This window comes from Nocardia sp. 149-1B (assembly GCF_057747975.1).
In genome coordinates this window covers 4334421-4347162 of record NZ_CM173233.1, presented here as the reverse complement: position 1 = coordinate 4347162, position 12742 = coordinate 4334421, and the positions used below count along the sequence as shown (strand labels likewise).

The window sequence follows — 12742 nt, the reverse complement described above, 5'->3', positions numbered from 1 at the left end:
CCTGGGTGCATGTCGCTCCTCCGTCAACCGCTCCTCCTCCTCTCCCGTAGCGCGCTGGTGAAGAGGGTGGTCAGCGGGATGCCGGTCTCGGCCGGCATCGTGCGCAGCTACGTGCCCGGTGAGACCACCGAGTCAGCCGTGGCCGCGACCGCCGGGCTGAGCGAGGACGGGCTGCGGGTGACGATGGACTTCCTCGGCGAGGACACCACCGACGCCGAGCAGGCCGACGCCACGGTCGCGGCGTACCTCGACCTGCTCCAGCAGCTCTCCGCCCGCGGGCTGACCCGGGGCGCGGAGGTCTCGGTCAAGCTCAGCGCGATCGGCCAGTTCCTGCCGGAGGTCGGCCACAAGGTCGCGCTCGAGAACGCGCGCACGATCTGCCGGGCCGCTCGCAATGCCGGCACCACGGTCACCCTCGACATGGAGGACCACACCACCACCGACTCGACGCTGATGATCCTGCGCGAGCTGCGCAAGGACTTCCCCGAGACCGGTGCTGTCCTGCAGGCGGCACTGCACCGCACCGAGTCCGACTGCCGGGCGCTGGCCTACGAGGGCTCCCGGGTGCGGCTGTGCAAGGGCGCCTACCTCGAGCCGGAGTCGGTCGCGTTCCAGGACAAGCTCGACATCGACAAGTCCTACGTGCGCTGCCTCAAGGTGCTGCTCGGTGGCGAGGGCTACCCGATGATCGCCACCCACGACCCGCGGATGGTCGAGATCGCGTCGTCGCTCGCGAGCCGCTTCGGCCGCTCGCCCGACACCTACGAGTTCCAGATGCTCTACGGCATCCGCCCCGAGGAGCAGCGCCGCCTGGTCGCCAGCGGTGAGAAGGTCCGGGTCTACATCCCCTACGGCACCGAGTGGTACGGCTACCTGATGAGAAGGCTCGCGGAGCGTCCGCAGAACCTGACATTCTTCCTGCGGTCCCTGATCTCCAAGAACTGAGACCGCAGCGGCCGCGACGAAGGAGCGGCCGCGTCGCGGGCGAAGATCGAGCAAGACGCGCGTCGAAATCCATCAGAGGAGCGGAACGAAATGGCTCAGACTGCGATCCTGGGCGCCGGGGTGATGGGGGAGACCCTGCTCTCGGGCCTGGTCCGAGCAGGTCGCCGCGTCGACAACCTCCTGGTCGGGGAGAAGCGCCCCGACCGCGCCCAGGAGCTCGAGGAGCGGTACGGCGTGGCCGTGGTCGGCAACGTCGAGGCGGCCAGCAAGGCCGACACGCTCGCGCTGGTCGTCAAGCCCCAGGACATGGGCGACCTGCTCGACGAGATCGCGGGTGTGCTGCGCCCCGGCCAGCTCGTCGTCTCGCTCGCCGCCGGCATCACCACCGCGTTCATCGAGGCCCGCGTGCCCGAGGGCGTTGCCGTGGTCCGCGTCATGCCCAACACGCCGGCGCTGGTCGATGAGGGCATGGCCGCGATCTCCCCCGGCTCGCACTGCAGCGAGGAGCACCTGGCCGAGGCCGAGGCGCTGATGGCGTCGGTCGGCAGGGTGCTGCGCATCCCCGAGCGCCAGCAGGACGCGGTGACCGCGATCTCCGGCTCCGGCCCGGCCTACATCTTCTTCGTGGTCGAGTCGATGATCGAGGCCGGCGTCCACCTCGGGCTGCCGCGCGCGACCGCGACCGACCTGGTCATCCAGACCCTCGTCGGGTCGGCCAAGATGCTGCGCGAGACCGGCACTCACCCGGCGGTCCTGCGCGAACAGGTGACCTCCCCGGCCGGCACCACCGCCGCCGCCCTGCGCGAGCTCGAGATCCACAAGGTGCGTGCGGCGTTCCTGGCCGCGATGGAGGCTGCGCGCGACCGGTCGCGGGCGCTCGCCGAGGGGTCGTGACGGGCCTTCCCCTCGTCTGGGGCGCCACCGACGCGGAGGTCACGCGCGCCTATCCCGCCGACACCGCCGTGGCGCCCGACCCGCTCCTGCTGACCCGGGCGGTCGACGTCGCGGCCCCGACCGAGGTCATCTGGCGCTGGCTGTGCCAGGTCTCGGTGGCGCCGTACGCCTATGACTGGATCGACAACCGAGGTCGCCGCAGCCCCCGGCAGCTCACCCCCGGCGCTGACCAGCTCGAGGTCGGGCAGACGATGGCGGGGGCGTTCGAGATCGTGTCCGTCGAGGCGCCGCGCCACTGGACCGTGCTCACCACGCGCCGCGGCGAGCGGATGTTCGGCCCGACCGCGATGACGTACGCCGCGGAGAGCGGCCGGATCGTGTGCCGGATCGCCGTCGCCCGGCGTGGCCGCCTCGACCGGGCGCGCGGCCGGCTGCTCGCGTGGGGCGACCTCGTGATGATGCGCAAGCAGCTGCTCACCCTCAAGGTGCTCGCCGAGCGCGGCGCGGCGGCCTGACCGAACCGGATGCTCCCGCGGGCATCCTGCGGCAGCCCTTCGTCACGAGGTCGTACGTTGCGACCGCGGGCCGAGAAGGGACCTGCACAGGAGCACGTTGGCGACCGCCGCCGCGGTCAGCGCGACGACCCCGAGGATGTCGGCCGTGACCAGGAACCAGGTCGCGGCGTCTCCCGTGGACGACCATTCGCACTGCCCGTCGGCGGCGCACGTCGCGGACCCGCTGCTCTCGGACGGGTTCGCCCCGGGCACCTGGGCGAGCAGCCCGTAGGCCGCGTAGTAGCCGACGATCGCCGGAACGCCGCTCGGCAGCGTGAGGGCCGCGGCGAGCAGGATCGCGGTCGTCGAGTCGTGGACGAAGCCGGACGTCGCCAGGGCCGCCACGGCCACGACGTACGCCGTGGCGGAGACCCTCCTGGTCACGAGGGTGACCGGAGCTCGTGCACGAGGCCGACGACGTCGTCGACCACCCCGCGGACGACGGGCAGTCGCGCGAGGCGCATCAGCCGGTCGACGATCGGGACCACCCGCGCGACCAGCATCCGGCTGCGCTGCTGGCCCGGGCTGGCGTCGTACACCCAGAACAGCACGACGCCCATCTGCAGCAGCCACAGCAGCTCGGGCAGGTCCCGGCGCAGACCGGGCGCGAGCTTGGCGTCCGACCCGTCGACGAGCCGGGCGAACAGGGCGATGCTCGCCTCGCGTGCCGGAGCTGATTCGGGGCTGAACGGCGAGAGCGGGCTGTGCGGGTCGGCGGCGTTGCGGAAGAACTGCCCGGCGAACTCGTGGTGCGGCTCGGCGACGTCGAGCCAGGCCAGAAGCACGGCCTCGAGTCGCCGCGCGAACCCGCGCTCGCGGCCCAACGCGTCCGCGGCCCGCTCGGCGTGCTCGACCTGGAGCTGGTCGTAGAACGCCTGGACCAGGTGCTCCTTGGAGCCGAAGTAGTAGTAGGCGTTGCCGAGCGACACGCCGGCCTCGGCGGCGATCGCGCGCATCGTGGTGCGGCCGTACCCGTTGCTGCGGAACAGCCGCGTGGCCGCGTCGACGATCGTCTGACGCGTCTGCTCGGCCTTCGGAGACCGGCTCATGGGCGCTGAGCTGGTCACGTGAGCACGCCGAAGGACACGGCGATCCAGAGGTAGCAGAACGCGGCCACCGGGAGGGAGAGCCCCGCGACGACGAGACCGGCCCCCCACCAGCGGGTGGGCGCCGGGCACAGGGCCAGGACAAGTCCGCCGAGCACCAGGATCCAGCTGGTCGCCACGAACGGCCGCCCGAACGGTTCCAGCAGGAAGGCGACGGCGATCGCGAGGACCCCCGCCGCCGTCGCGCCCATGAAGGTCGCATCGCGCCAGTCCGTCCCGTCGTGGGAAGTTTTGAACGCGTTCGAATCCATGGGTGGAGTGTAGGCGCCGGTCTTGAACATGTTCAAGACCGGCGCCGGGGTCAGAGCCCCATCGCGGCTTGCGCAGCCGCGAGCACCGGTGCGGTCACCTCGCGGCAGCGCGCGGCCCCGGCCTCGTAGACCCCGGCCACGTGCTCCGGGTCCGCGGCCAGGTCGGCGTACGCCTTCTGAAGCGGCTCGAGCTGGGCGACGACCGCGTCGGTCACCGCCTTCTTGAGCGCACCGTAGGTGGTGATCCCGTCGGCCGACCCATCGCAGGCGGCGAGGATCTCCAGCAGGTTCGTCACGCCCGGCTTGGCCGGGTCGCGGCGCACCGCGTCGGGGCCGGTGTCGGAGTCGGTGACGGCGCGGGCGACCTTGCGGCGTACGACGTCGGGCGGGTCGAGCAGGCGCACCACGCCGGGCCCGTCGCCGGACTTCCCCATCTTGCGGGTGGGGTCGTCGAGTCGCATCACCCGCGCACCGGCCGCGGGCACCGTGATCTCGGGGACGGTGAAGACCGGCCCGTAGGTGCTGTTGAACCGCATCGCGAGATCGCGCGCCAGCTCCACGTGCTGGCGCTGGTCGGCGCCCACCGGCACCTGTCGGGCCCGGTAGAGCAGGATGTCGGCCGCCATCAGGGCGGGATAGGTGTACAGCGACGCGCGCGTCGACGGCTGGTCGCGACCCTTCTCCTTGAACTGGATCATCCGGCCCAGCTCGCCGGTGGTGGCGGTGCACTCGAGCAGGTAGGCCAGCTGCGTGTGGGCCGGCACCCGGCTCTGCACGAACAGTGTCGAGCTGTCGAGCCCGGCCGCGAGCAGCAGCGTGGCGGTCTCGTGGGTGAGCGATCGAAGTCGGCCGGGGTCGTGCGGCGTGGTCATCGCGTGCAGGTCCGCGATGCCGTAGAAGCAGTCGGCGCCGTCCTGCTCGGACGCCATCGGGCGAAGCGCGCCGAGCAGGTTGCCGAGCGTGAGGTGCCCGCTCGGGGTGAGCAGCGACAGTCGGCGGTGCGAGGTGGTGTGCATGGGATCTCCGGAGGTCAGTGCCCCGGGCGCCCGGCGTCGACGTGCTGGTCCGACGAGAACGGCCGCCCGTGGGCGGCCGATGGGTGAAGTGGGTGTGCTTCGTGCGCGGTCCGCCGTCAGGCGGGCCACCACTGTGTGGAACAGAACGTCAGCACGGAGCCAGACTACCGGTAGCGTCCGTCACATGCAGGAGTGCGCGGGACCGGCGACCGTCGTCTTCGACCCCAGCCTCACCGACTACGACTTCGGCCCGACGCACCCGATGTCGCCGCTGCGCGTCGACCTCACGATGCGCTTGGCCGACGAGCTCGGCGTCCTGGCGTCGCTGAACCGTGTCGATGCCCCGGTCGCCACCGACGACGTGATCGCGACCGTGCACCGGCGCTCGCTCATCGAGGCGGTCGAGCGGGCTGGGACGACGCCGGGCACTCTCGACGAGGCGCACGGGCTCGGCACCGATGACAACCCCACCTTCCCGGGCATGCACCACGCGGCCGCGCACATCGTGGGCGCCACCGTCGAGGCATGCCGGCAGGTCTGGTCCGGGGAGTCGCGCCACGCCGTGAACATCAGCGGTGGTCTGCACCACGCGATGCCGGACCGAGCCAGTGGGTTCTGCATCTACAACGACGTGGCGATCGGGATCCAGCACCTGCTCGACAGCGGCGCCCAGCGGATCGCCTACGTCGACGTCGACGTCCACCACGGCGACGGGGTGGAGAAGATCTTCTGGGACGACCCCCGGGTGCTGACGATCTCGCTGCACGAGACCGGACAGATGCTGTTCCCCGGCACCGGGTTCCCGACCGATCTCGGCGGGCCGGACGCCCGAGGGTCGGCGGTCAACGTCGCCCTCCCGCCCGGCACCGGGGATGGGGGTTGGCTGCGCGCCTACCACGCCGTCGTACCTCCCCTGGTGCGCGAGTTCGCGCCCGACGTACTGGTCACCCAGCACGGCTGCGACTCGCACATCGAGGACCCGCTCGCGCACATGATGCTCTCGGTCGACGGTCAGCGCGCGGCCTACCTCGCCCTGCACGAGCTTGCCCATGAGGTCTGCGACGGACGCTGGGTGGCGACCGGCGGCGGCGGGTACGCCGTCGTCGAGGTCGTGCCCCGCGCCTGGACCCACCTGCTGGCGATCGTCGGCGGCCATCCGCTCGACCCCGCGACCGAGACGCCGCCGGGCTGGCGCAACTACGTCCAGACGCTCCTCGACCAGGTCGCGCCGCACCGGATGACCGACGGTCGCACCCCGGCGTACCGAGACTGGATCGACGGCTACGACCCCGAGACCTGGCTGGACCGCAGCATCCACTCCACCCGCATGGAGATCTTCCCGCTGCACGGGCTCGACCCGTTTCCCTGAGGCGAACCAGAGCGTCGCGGCGTGGCCGCGCAAGCCGACACGCCGGTGCCCCTCGAGCTACTTTGGTGAACCCCTTCCCCACGAGTCACATCAGGCCCTATTCTCACCGTGCGCGACGCGTGCACTCACCGGCGGGGAAGCCGGTGGCGCGTCAGACAGAAAGTATCGGTGCACGATGGCTACCAACCCCGGGGACAGTTCCTCCTCGAAGTTCCTGACCGTCGCCGAGGTCGCGGCGATGATGCGCGTCTCCAAGATGACCGTCTACCGCCTGGTCCACGGCGGCGAGCTCCCGGCCGTCCGGGTCGGCCGGTCGTTCCGCGTCCTGGAGAACGACGTCGACGAGTACCTCCGCAAGAGCTTCTACAGCGCCGGCTGAGCGAGCGGACTGCAAGCGACCTCACACGTCCAGGTCGCCCCGGCCGATTCTGTCCGCGGGGGCCCGGCGGCTAGGCTAGCCCGGTCCTCCGGGCAGATCCCGGTGGACGGTACGGCTGTTGAAAGGTATCCCGTGGGTTCTGTCATCAAGAAGCGGCGCAAGCGCATGGCCAAGAAGAAGCACCGCAAGCTGCTGAAGAAGACGCGCGTCCAGCGTCGCAAGCTCGGCAAGTAAGCACCGGGCTTCTCCGCAGCTCGCCGCATGGGCAGCGCCGGCAGGGTCGTCCTGGTCACCGGGGTCTCTCGTGACCTCGGTCGCCGGTTCGCGCGCGCCATCGCGGGCGACCCTTCGGTCGACCGCGTCGTCGGGGTCGACGCGGTGCCGCCGCGCGGCGACATCGGCGACGTCTCCTTCGTCCGGGCCGACATCCGCAACCCGGTCATCGCGAAGGTCATCGTCAAGGAGGACGTCGACACCGTCGTCCACATGAGCGTCATCTCCACCCCCGGCAGCGCCGGGGGGCGGAACACGATGAAGGAGCTCAACGTCATCGGGACGATGCAGCTGCTGGCGGCCTGTCAGAAGGCCCCGGGTCTGCGGGCGCTCGTGGTGAAGTCGTCGACGTCGGCCTACGGCGCGAGCCCGCGCGACCCCGCGATGTTCACCGAGGACATGGAGCCGCGCCGCGCCCCGCGCGCCGGCTACGCCAAGGACGTCATCGAGATCGAGGGCTACGTGCGCGGGTTCGCGCGCCGTCGTCCCGACGTCCGCGTGACGACGCTGCGCGCCGCCAACGTCGTGGGCCCCGCGGTCACGAGCCCGATCACCAACTACTTCCGGCTCCCGGTGGTCCCCACCGTGCTGGGCTATGACCCGCGGCTGCAGCTCCTCCATGAGAGCGACGTCCTCGCCGCGCTGCGCCACGCGATCACCGCCGAGGTCGCCGGCACGTTCAACCTCGCCGGCGACGGTGTCCTCATGCTCTCCCAGGCCGTACGCCGCCTGCAGCGGCCGACGGTCCCGCTCCCGTCGTTCGCGGTCGGGCACCTCGGCTCGACGCTGCGCTCGGCGCGGGTCGCGGACTTCCCGCCCGAGCTGTTCGGCCTGCTCACCTACGGCCGCGGGGTGGACACCACGCGGATGCGCACCGAGCTCGGGTTCGAGCCGGCGTTCACGACCGCCGCGGCCTTCGCGGACTTCGCGGCGCCGCTCGCGCCGACCGGTGGCTACGCCGACCGGCTGCTCGGCCGCGTCGCGCAGAGCCTGCCCGAGCCGCCCGCGGCGCCCGTCGGCGAGATCGAGCGGCCCGCCCCGGCCTACCAGCGAGGAGCGGACCGTGGGTGACGCGGAGATCATCCCCATCGGCACCCGTGGCCGCCCCGGTCGTGGCAGCGGCAAGCAGCCGTCCTCGGCCGCGCGCAGCCTGGCGCCCGGCGCGCGGCCGAGCAGATCGACTCCGACCCCGCCCGCACCCACGCCCGAACCGGCCGCCGAGCCCGGGGCTCCGGTCGAGACGGTGGGGGCCGCCGCGAGGCCGGCCGCGACGACCCGGGACCGTGCCCCGATGGCCGCGATCCCGGCCGCGGACTGGCTCGCTGCCTTCCAGCAGGGCGCCCGCGAGGTCTTCGGTGAGCAGTGGGAGCCGCAGCTGGCTCGCTTCCTGGCGTTCCTGCGCCGACGGGTCACCGGCGACTACGTCGTCGACGAGTACGGCTTCGACCAGGAGATCACCGAGCGGTTCTTGATGGCCACGCTGCGCCCGATCGCGGAGAAGTGGTTCCGCATCGAGGTGCGGGGTGTCGAGAACATCCCCGCCGAGGGCGGCGCGCTCGTCGTCTCCAACCACTCCGGGACCATCCCGGTCGACGGTCTGATGACGCTGGTGTCCATCCACGACCACACCGGACGGTTCCTGCGGCCGTTGGGGGCGGATCTGGTGTTCCGGCTGCCGTTCGTCAGCTCCCTGGCCCGCAAGAGCGGAGCGACCCTCGCGTGCAGCGAGGACGCCGAGCGGATGCTGACCAGCGGCGAGCTGGTCGGGGTGTGGCCGGAGGGCTTCAAGGGCATCGGCAAGCCGTACGGCGAGCGCTACAAGCTGCAGCGGTTCGGCCGGGGCGGGTTCGTGGCCGCCGCGCTGCGCACCGGCGTCCCGATCATCCCGCTCTCGGTCGTGGGTGCCGAGGAGATCTACCCCCTGGTCGGCAACCTTCCGTCGCTGGCCCGGGTCCTCGGGCTGCCCTACCTGCCGATCACGCCGTTCTTCCCCGCCCTCGGGCCGCTGGGGCTGGTGCCGCTGCCGTCCAAGTGGCTGCTGGAGTTCGGTGAGCCGATCCGCACCGACGAGCTCGACACCGGCGCGGCCGACGACCCGATGCTGGTCTTCAACGTCACCGACCAGGTTCGCGAGACCATCCAGCAGACGCTCTACACGCTGCTCATGCAGCGGGAGTCGGTGTTCGGGTAGCGGTGCGCTCGACGCCGCTTCTCGGTTCACCGGGACTCGACACGGCGGTCGCAATCACGGGGTCCGCTGGCGCGTCCCCGGTCAGGGTGTCTTGGGTTGCAGCGGGTCGGTGAGGCCCTCGACGACACCCTCGAGGATGCCGGTGACGCCCTTGACCACGTCCGTGACGACCGGGACCGACGGGGCGCCCGAGGGCGACCCGCCGGTGAGGCTGTTGGCCAGGTCCTGGAGGGGGTTGGAGCCGCCGCTGGTGGCCGTGCCCGGGGGGATCGTGACGCCGGGGTCGGAAACGCTGCCCGGCCCGACGTCGTTCGGGTCGACGTCGGGCAGCTTGGTCCCGGGGTGGTGGTGCTTGCCGCCGCGGTGCGTCTGCACGCCCTGGGCCGCCGGGGTGACCGGCGGCTTGGGCACGTTGACGACCTCGCCGGCGGCCGACGCCAGGCTCGGCGGGATCGAAGCGATGCCGGCTCCGCCGCAGTCGGGGCAGCGCAGCGCGGCCTCGGTGTCGATCGTGGTGAGGACGCCGGCTGCGCGGATGAGCTCGTCGCGAGCGTCCGCCGGCACCAGGGGCTCGAGCGCCGCGAGCTGGGCGATGCTGGCGGCCGCGAAGTCGCGCAGCCGGGCGATCGAACCGGCAGAGCCGGTGTGGGCGTAGTCGGCCAGCAGCAGGTCGGAGGCCTCGGTGGCCTGGTCGGTGAACGCGTTGAGCGTCTCGGCGACCCGAGCCTCGTCGCCGAGGTGGTCCTGACGGGTGAGCGCGTCGACCTCGTCGAGCCGGTCCGAGGCGCTGGCGAGGACCGTCGCGCCCTTGCTGCCCTCGCCGACCGACAGACCGGTGTGGGCCTGCTCGATCGCCCGCTTGATGGGGTAGAGCGAGTCGCCGGGCAGGGCGGACTGGGAGGCGACCGCCAGCGACGTGGTCGCACCGACGATCGCGAACCCGCCGACGACGGCGGCGAGCCGGCGTTCGCGGGTGGGGCGCCGTGCCGGGAGCGTGAGCCGGGAGACGTCGTCGGGGACGAGCACGGCAGGGGCCTCGGCCATCAGGCGCTCGCGCAGGGAGGCGACGAACTCGGGTCGGGCAGCGACGTCGGGTGTGGCGCGCAGCGCGCCGACGACCTCGAGGAGCGCGGCGTCGCGTGGATCGGGCGCGGCGGCCGTCGAGGTGCCCTCGACCAACGCGTCGAACTGCTCGGCACGGCGCTGCGCCGTGAACCCCCACGTCATCTCGTCTGCCCCATCCAGGTGTGCGGTCGGCCCCCGGTCGGGGGCGTCGACATGGGACTCAACGACGCGCGGGCGGGCGGGGTTACGCCGCGCGGGGCGGCTGCGTAAACGATTTCGCGGAGGCGGCTCATCAGTCCCGGATCCCCTCCGGCATCAGCTTGGCGAGGTTGCGCACGCCGCGCAGCTGGAGCTGCTTGACCGCGCCGTCGCTGCGGCCCAGGACCGCCGCGGTCTCGGCGATGCTCATCCCCTGGAGGAACCGCATGACCAGGCAGTCGCGCTGCTCGGGGGGCAGGTCGGTGAGCGCCCGCAGGAGGATCTCGTTGGTGAGACCGGCCAGGACCGTGGACTCGGGGCCCTCGGTCGCGTCGTCGTGCAGGCCCATGTCCTCGGTGGTGAGCTCGAGCCGCGTGCGCCCGGCCTTGAAGTGGTCGGTGGCGAGGTTGCGGGCGATGGTCATCAGCCAGGCGCCGAAGTCCTTGCCCTGCCAGCGGAAGTTGTTCATGCTCCGCAGCGCGCGGAAGAACGTCTCGGAGGTGAGGTCCTCCGCGAGCGTCCCCGAGCGGGTCCGGTAGAAGAGGAAGCGGTAGACCGAGGGCTGGTAGTGGTCGTAGAGCAGCCCGAACGCGTCGGAGTCACCCTTGCGGGCCAGCTCGACCAGCGCGATCAGCCGACTGCGCTCGGCCTCGTCCTCCTCCGAGGACGTCGCCAGCTCGGCGTCGCCGTACCCGTCGGGACCGGGCGGCCCGGAGGCAGAGTCCGAGGCGGACCCCGGTCCGGCCTCGGTGCGTCCGCCGGTGATCGCCTCGGTGGCGAGCATCCCCGCGGCTCCCGCGAGCCGGGGGGTCTCGACGGCGAGGGCGGGGGCGAGCAGCACCTGGGTGACGAGTCGTCGGAGCGCGTCGAGACCGCGCGCTGCGTCGCTGTCCTCCCACGACATGAGTGTTGATCCTCCCGATAGCTTCCCCCGAAGCCAGGGAGCCATCGTAAACGTGAGTTACGTCCCTGGGAACAGTTGTTCACGTAAAGGACGCCCGTGCCGGCTATCCGGACGCCGCGGCGGGTGGCGGCGGATCAGGTGACTCTGAGCCGCACGGTCCCGGCGTCGTACCCGCTGTGCGTGGCCCGGGCGACGAGCACGCCCGGCTTCGTCGTCCGCGGGAACGTGATCGAGCACCGGCCCCTCCAGTCGGTGGTGCAGGTGCGACCCCCGACCTTCACCCGGATGCCCTTGTAGTGCTTGTCAGCCGCGCCGGTGAAGTTCACCTTCTGCGCGGTGCCGTGCCGCCACGACCTCGGCGTCGCCTTCACGCTCACGGCGAGCGCGGGCTGCGCGTGCCAGAACGCGTGCCCGGTGTTGACCACCACGTCGGCGACGCCGTCCCCGGCGTCGATCGAGATGCCGTACGTCGCGTCAGCGCCCTGCGGCCGGCCGAGTGTGTTGAGACCGGTGAAGCCGGGGGCCGTGGTGGTGATCGTGCGGACGAGACCGTCCTTGTCGCTCCAGGCGACCCAGATCCGCTCGTTGTAGGAGCCCGGACCGGTGCTCATCGCGATGTCGGTAGCGCCGCGGCTGTTCGGCACCTTCCTGGGAGCTCTGGTGGTCCAGTCAACGACCCACGACAGGGCGACGTGGTCGCAGGTCGGGTAGCCGGTGCAGTACGCCACCCAGACCCTGGGCCCCCCGTCCTCCTCGTTGACCCACTGCACGACCAACGGGACCCTGCGCGTCGGCACGGAGTGGGCGCCGACGCTCGAGTCCGGCGCCTTCACGGTCGGGCCCACCTCCGGCAGGAGCCGCTTGAAGAAGACGCCGTTCGTGTCGCGGGTGCGACCGTTCTGGTGCCACGCGATCCAGACGGTGCCGGCGTTGTTCACCATGTTCAGGGCGCTGGCGCAGCAGCCGTCGATCGCGATCGTCCGGTCCGGGTCGTCCCCGGTGCCGACGTGCCAGACGATCTGGGACCCGCGTGCGTACGCCGCGACCGGCGTGCCGTCCGCCAGCTCGACGGCAGCGGTGCCGCGGCTGCGGTAGGCGGAGTGGCTCTGCCCCACGGCTTCGCGCGGCAGGGTCCACTCGTCGCCGTCCTCCGGGGCGGTGGCGGTGTACATCCGGCCGTCGGACCAGAACCCGGACCCGGCATCGCGGACGCCGCCGAACACCGCCCGCAGGCCGTCGCCGTCGCCGATCAGCGCGGGGGTCGGGTCCAGCGCCGACCACCCGGGCACGAGCACGTCGCTCCGCCCGGCCAGCGACCCGTCCGGGGCGACGGCGGCCTGGCCGTAGGTCATGGTGTCTCCACCGTCGTTCGACTTCGGGTAGAGCACGTGCAGCACCTCGTCGGGGGTGCGATGGAGGCTCGCCTGGTAGGTGGTCGCACCGGTGCCGGTCGAGATCCGCGACCAGTCGCCTTGGCCCGCGCTCGCCGGGGACGCGAGGTCAACGCCGAGCGTCAGGAGGAGGGCGGCGGCCGTGAGGTGGGTCAGGACTCGTCGTACTGATGTGGGCATTGCTTCTCCGAGATGAGGCTGCTGCG

15 protein-coding genes are annotated in these 12742 nt (G+C 72.0%); 8 read left to right on the top strand and 7 right to left on the bottom strand.

Translation table 11 applies throughout. The features are described from left to right. The first annotated feature begins 9 nt into the window (after window positions 1-9). The 3 genes from AC3ANS_RS20755 (at window position 10) to AC3ANS_RS20745 (ending at window position 2354) form a co-directional block, all read left to right on the top strand. Window positions 10-945 carry a proline dehydrogenase family protein gene (locus AC3ANS_RS20755; protein ID WP_488293468.1) on the top strand — a complete coding sequence of 312 codons (936 nt, stop codon included), beginning with the start codon at window positions 10-12 and terminating at the stop codon, window positions 943-945. A gap of 90 nt (window positions 946-1035) precedes the next feature. Continuing rightward, window positions 1036-1839, top strand: a complete 804-nt coding sequence (gene proC / locus AC3ANS_RS20750; protein WP_488293467.1) for a pyrroline-5-carboxylate reductase — start codon at window positions 1036-1038, stop codon at window positions 1837-1839. Then, window positions 1836-2354: a hypothetical protein gene (locus tag AC3ANS_RS20745; protein WP_488293466.1), complete on the top strand. Its 519-nt coding sequence runs from the start codon at window positions 1836-1838 to the stop codon at window positions 2352-2354. Before proC ends, AC3ANS_RS20745 begins: the two co-directional genes overlap by 4 nt. A 42-nt stretch (window positions 2355-2396) precedes the next feature. Here AC3ANS_RS20745 and AC3ANS_RS20740 read toward each other — a convergent pair whose 3' ends face one another. From AC3ANS_RS20740 to trpS, 4 genes are read right to left on the bottom strand one after another with little or no spacing between them, the layout of a single operon-like run. Continuing rightward, window positions 2397-2777, bottom strand: coding sequence for a hypothetical protein (locus tag AC3ANS_RS20740; RefSeq protein ID WP_488293465.1), 381 nt, complete (start codon window positions 2775-2777; stop codon window positions 2397-2399). After that, window positions 2774-3442, bottom strand: coding sequence for a TetR family transcriptional regulator (locus AC3ANS_RS20735; protein ID WP_488293464.1), 669 nt, complete (start codon window positions 3440-3442; stop codon window positions 2774-2776). Before AC3ANS_RS20735 ends, AC3ANS_RS20740 begins: the two co-directional genes overlap by 4 nt. A 14-nt stretch (window positions 3443-3456) precedes the next feature. Beyond that, window positions 3457-3750: a hypothetical protein gene (locus AC3ANS_RS20730; protein WP_488293463.1), complete on the bottom strand. Its 294-nt coding sequence runs from the start codon at window positions 3748-3750 to the stop codon at window positions 3457-3459. Window positions 3751-3800: 50 nt separating this feature from the next. Further along, entirely contained in the window at window positions 3801-4766 is a 966-nt protein-coding gene (gene trpS, locus AC3ANS_RS20725) for a tryptophan--tRNA ligase (RefSeq protein WP_488293462.1), read from the bottom strand. A 184-nt stretch (window positions 4767-4950) separates the two neighbouring features. Here trpS and AC3ANS_RS20720 point away from each other — a divergent pair, with 184 nt between their 5' ends. The 5 genes from AC3ANS_RS20720 to AC3ANS_RS20700 all read left to right on the top strand — a co-directional run bounded on the left by AC3ANS_RS20720 (window position 4951) and on the right by AC3ANS_RS20700 (window position 8978). Continuing rightward, window positions 4951-6135 carry an acetoin utilization protein AcuC gene (locus tag AC3ANS_RS20720; protein WP_488293461.1) on the top strand — a complete coding sequence of 395 codons (1185 nt, stop codon included), beginning with the start codon at window positions 4951-4953 and terminating at the stop codon, window positions 6133-6135. 175 nt (window positions 6136-6310) lie between these two features. After that, window positions 6311-6514 (top strand): helix-turn-helix domain-containing protein, encoded by a 204-nt coding sequence (locus tag AC3ANS_RS20715; protein WP_488293460.1) that lies wholly within the window; start codon window positions 6311-6313, stop codon window positions 6512-6514. 132 nt (window positions 6515-6646) lie between these two features. Beyond that, window positions 6647-6748 (top strand): 30S ribosomal protein bS22, encoded by a 102-nt coding sequence (locus tag AC3ANS_RS20710; RefSeq protein WP_008356322.1) that lies wholly within the window; start codon window positions 6647-6649, stop codon window positions 6746-6748. Between the two features lie 27 nt (window positions 6749-6775). Next, window positions 6776-7858: an NAD-dependent epimerase/dehydratase family protein gene (locus AC3ANS_RS20705; RefSeq protein WP_488293459.1), complete on the top strand. Its 1083-nt coding sequence runs from the start codon at window positions 6776-6778 to the stop codon at window positions 7856-7858. Beyond that, on the top strand, window positions 7851-8978 hold the full coding sequence (locus tag AC3ANS_RS20700; RefSeq protein WP_488293458.1) for a lysophospholipid acyltransferase family protein: 1128 nt from the start codon (window positions 7851-7853) through the stop codon (window positions 8976-8978). Before AC3ANS_RS20705 ends, AC3ANS_RS20700 begins: the two co-directional genes overlap by 8 nt. Before the next feature lie 81 nt (window positions 8979-9059). Here AC3ANS_RS20700 and AC3ANS_RS20695 read toward each other — a convergent pair whose 3' ends face one another. From AC3ANS_RS20695 to AC3ANS_RS20685, 3 genes are all read right to left on the bottom strand, one after another. Next, entirely contained in the window at window positions 9060-10205 is a 1146-nt protein-coding gene (locus AC3ANS_RS20695; RefSeq protein ID WP_488293457.1) for a DUF5667 domain-containing protein, read from the bottom strand. 130 nt (window positions 10206-10335) lie between these two features. Continuing rightward, on the bottom strand, window positions 10336-11145 hold the full coding sequence (locus AC3ANS_RS20690) for a sigma-70 family RNA polymerase sigma factor (RefSeq protein ID WP_488293456.1): 810 nt from the start codon (window positions 11143-11145) through the stop codon (window positions 10336-10338). 134 nt (window positions 11146-11279) lie between these two features. Beyond that, window positions 11280-12716, bottom strand: coding sequence for a hypothetical protein (locus tag AC3ANS_RS20685; RefSeq protein ID WP_488293455.1), 1437 nt, complete (start codon window positions 12714-12716; stop codon window positions 11280-11282). Window positions 12717-12742: the final 26 nt, after the last annotated feature.

What these genes read in the sequence shown, in the direction of transcription:
- AC3ANS_RS20685 (WP_488293455.1), bottom strand. Translation starts at nt 12,716, where the DNA reads ATGCCCACATCAGTACGACGAGTCCTGACCCACCTCACGGCCGCCGCC.
- AC3ANS_RS20735 (WP_488293464.1), bottom strand. Translation starts at nt 3,442, where the DNA reads ATGAGCCGGTCTCCGAAGGCCGAGCAGACGCGTCAGACGATCGTCGAC.
- AC3ANS_RS20690 (WP_488293456.1), bottom strand. Translation starts at nt 11,145, where the DNA reads ATGTCGTGGGAGGACAGCGACGCAGCGCGCGGTCTCGACGCGCTCCGA.
- AC3ANS_RS20720 (WP_488293461.1), top strand. Translation starts at nt 4,951, where the DNA reads ATGCAGGAGTGCGCGGGACCGGCGACCGTCGTCTTCGACCCCAGCCTC.
- AC3ANS_RS20730 (WP_488293463.1), bottom strand. Translation starts at nt 3,750, where the DNA reads ATGGATTCGAACGCGTTCAAAACTTCCCACGACGGGACGGACTGGCGC.
- AC3ANS_RS20715 (WP_488293460.1), top strand. Translation starts at nt 6,311, where the DNA reads ATGGCTACCAACCCCGGGGACAGTTCCTCCTCGAAGTTCCTGACCGTC.
- proC (WP_488293467.1), top strand. Translation starts at nt 1,036, where the DNA reads ATGGCTCAGACTGCGATCCTGGGCGCCGGGGTGATGGGGGAGACCCTG.
- AC3ANS_RS20705 (WP_488293459.1), top strand. Translation starts at nt 6,776, where the DNA reads ATGGGCAGCGCCGGCAGGGTCGTCCTGGTCACCGGGGTCTCTCGTGAC.
- AC3ANS_RS20755 (WP_488293468.1), top strand. Translation starts at nt 10, where the DNA reads ATGTCGCTCCTCCGTCAACCGCTCCTCCTCCTCTCCCGTAGCGCGCTG.
- AC3ANS_RS20695 (WP_488293457.1), bottom strand. Translation starts at nt 10,205, where the DNA reads ATGACGTGGGGGTTCACGGCGCAGCGCCGTGCCGAGCAGTTCGACGCG.
- trpS (WP_488293462.1), bottom strand. Translation starts at nt 4,766, where the DNA reads ATGCACACCACCTCGCACCGCCGACTGTCGCTGCTCACCCCGAGCGGG.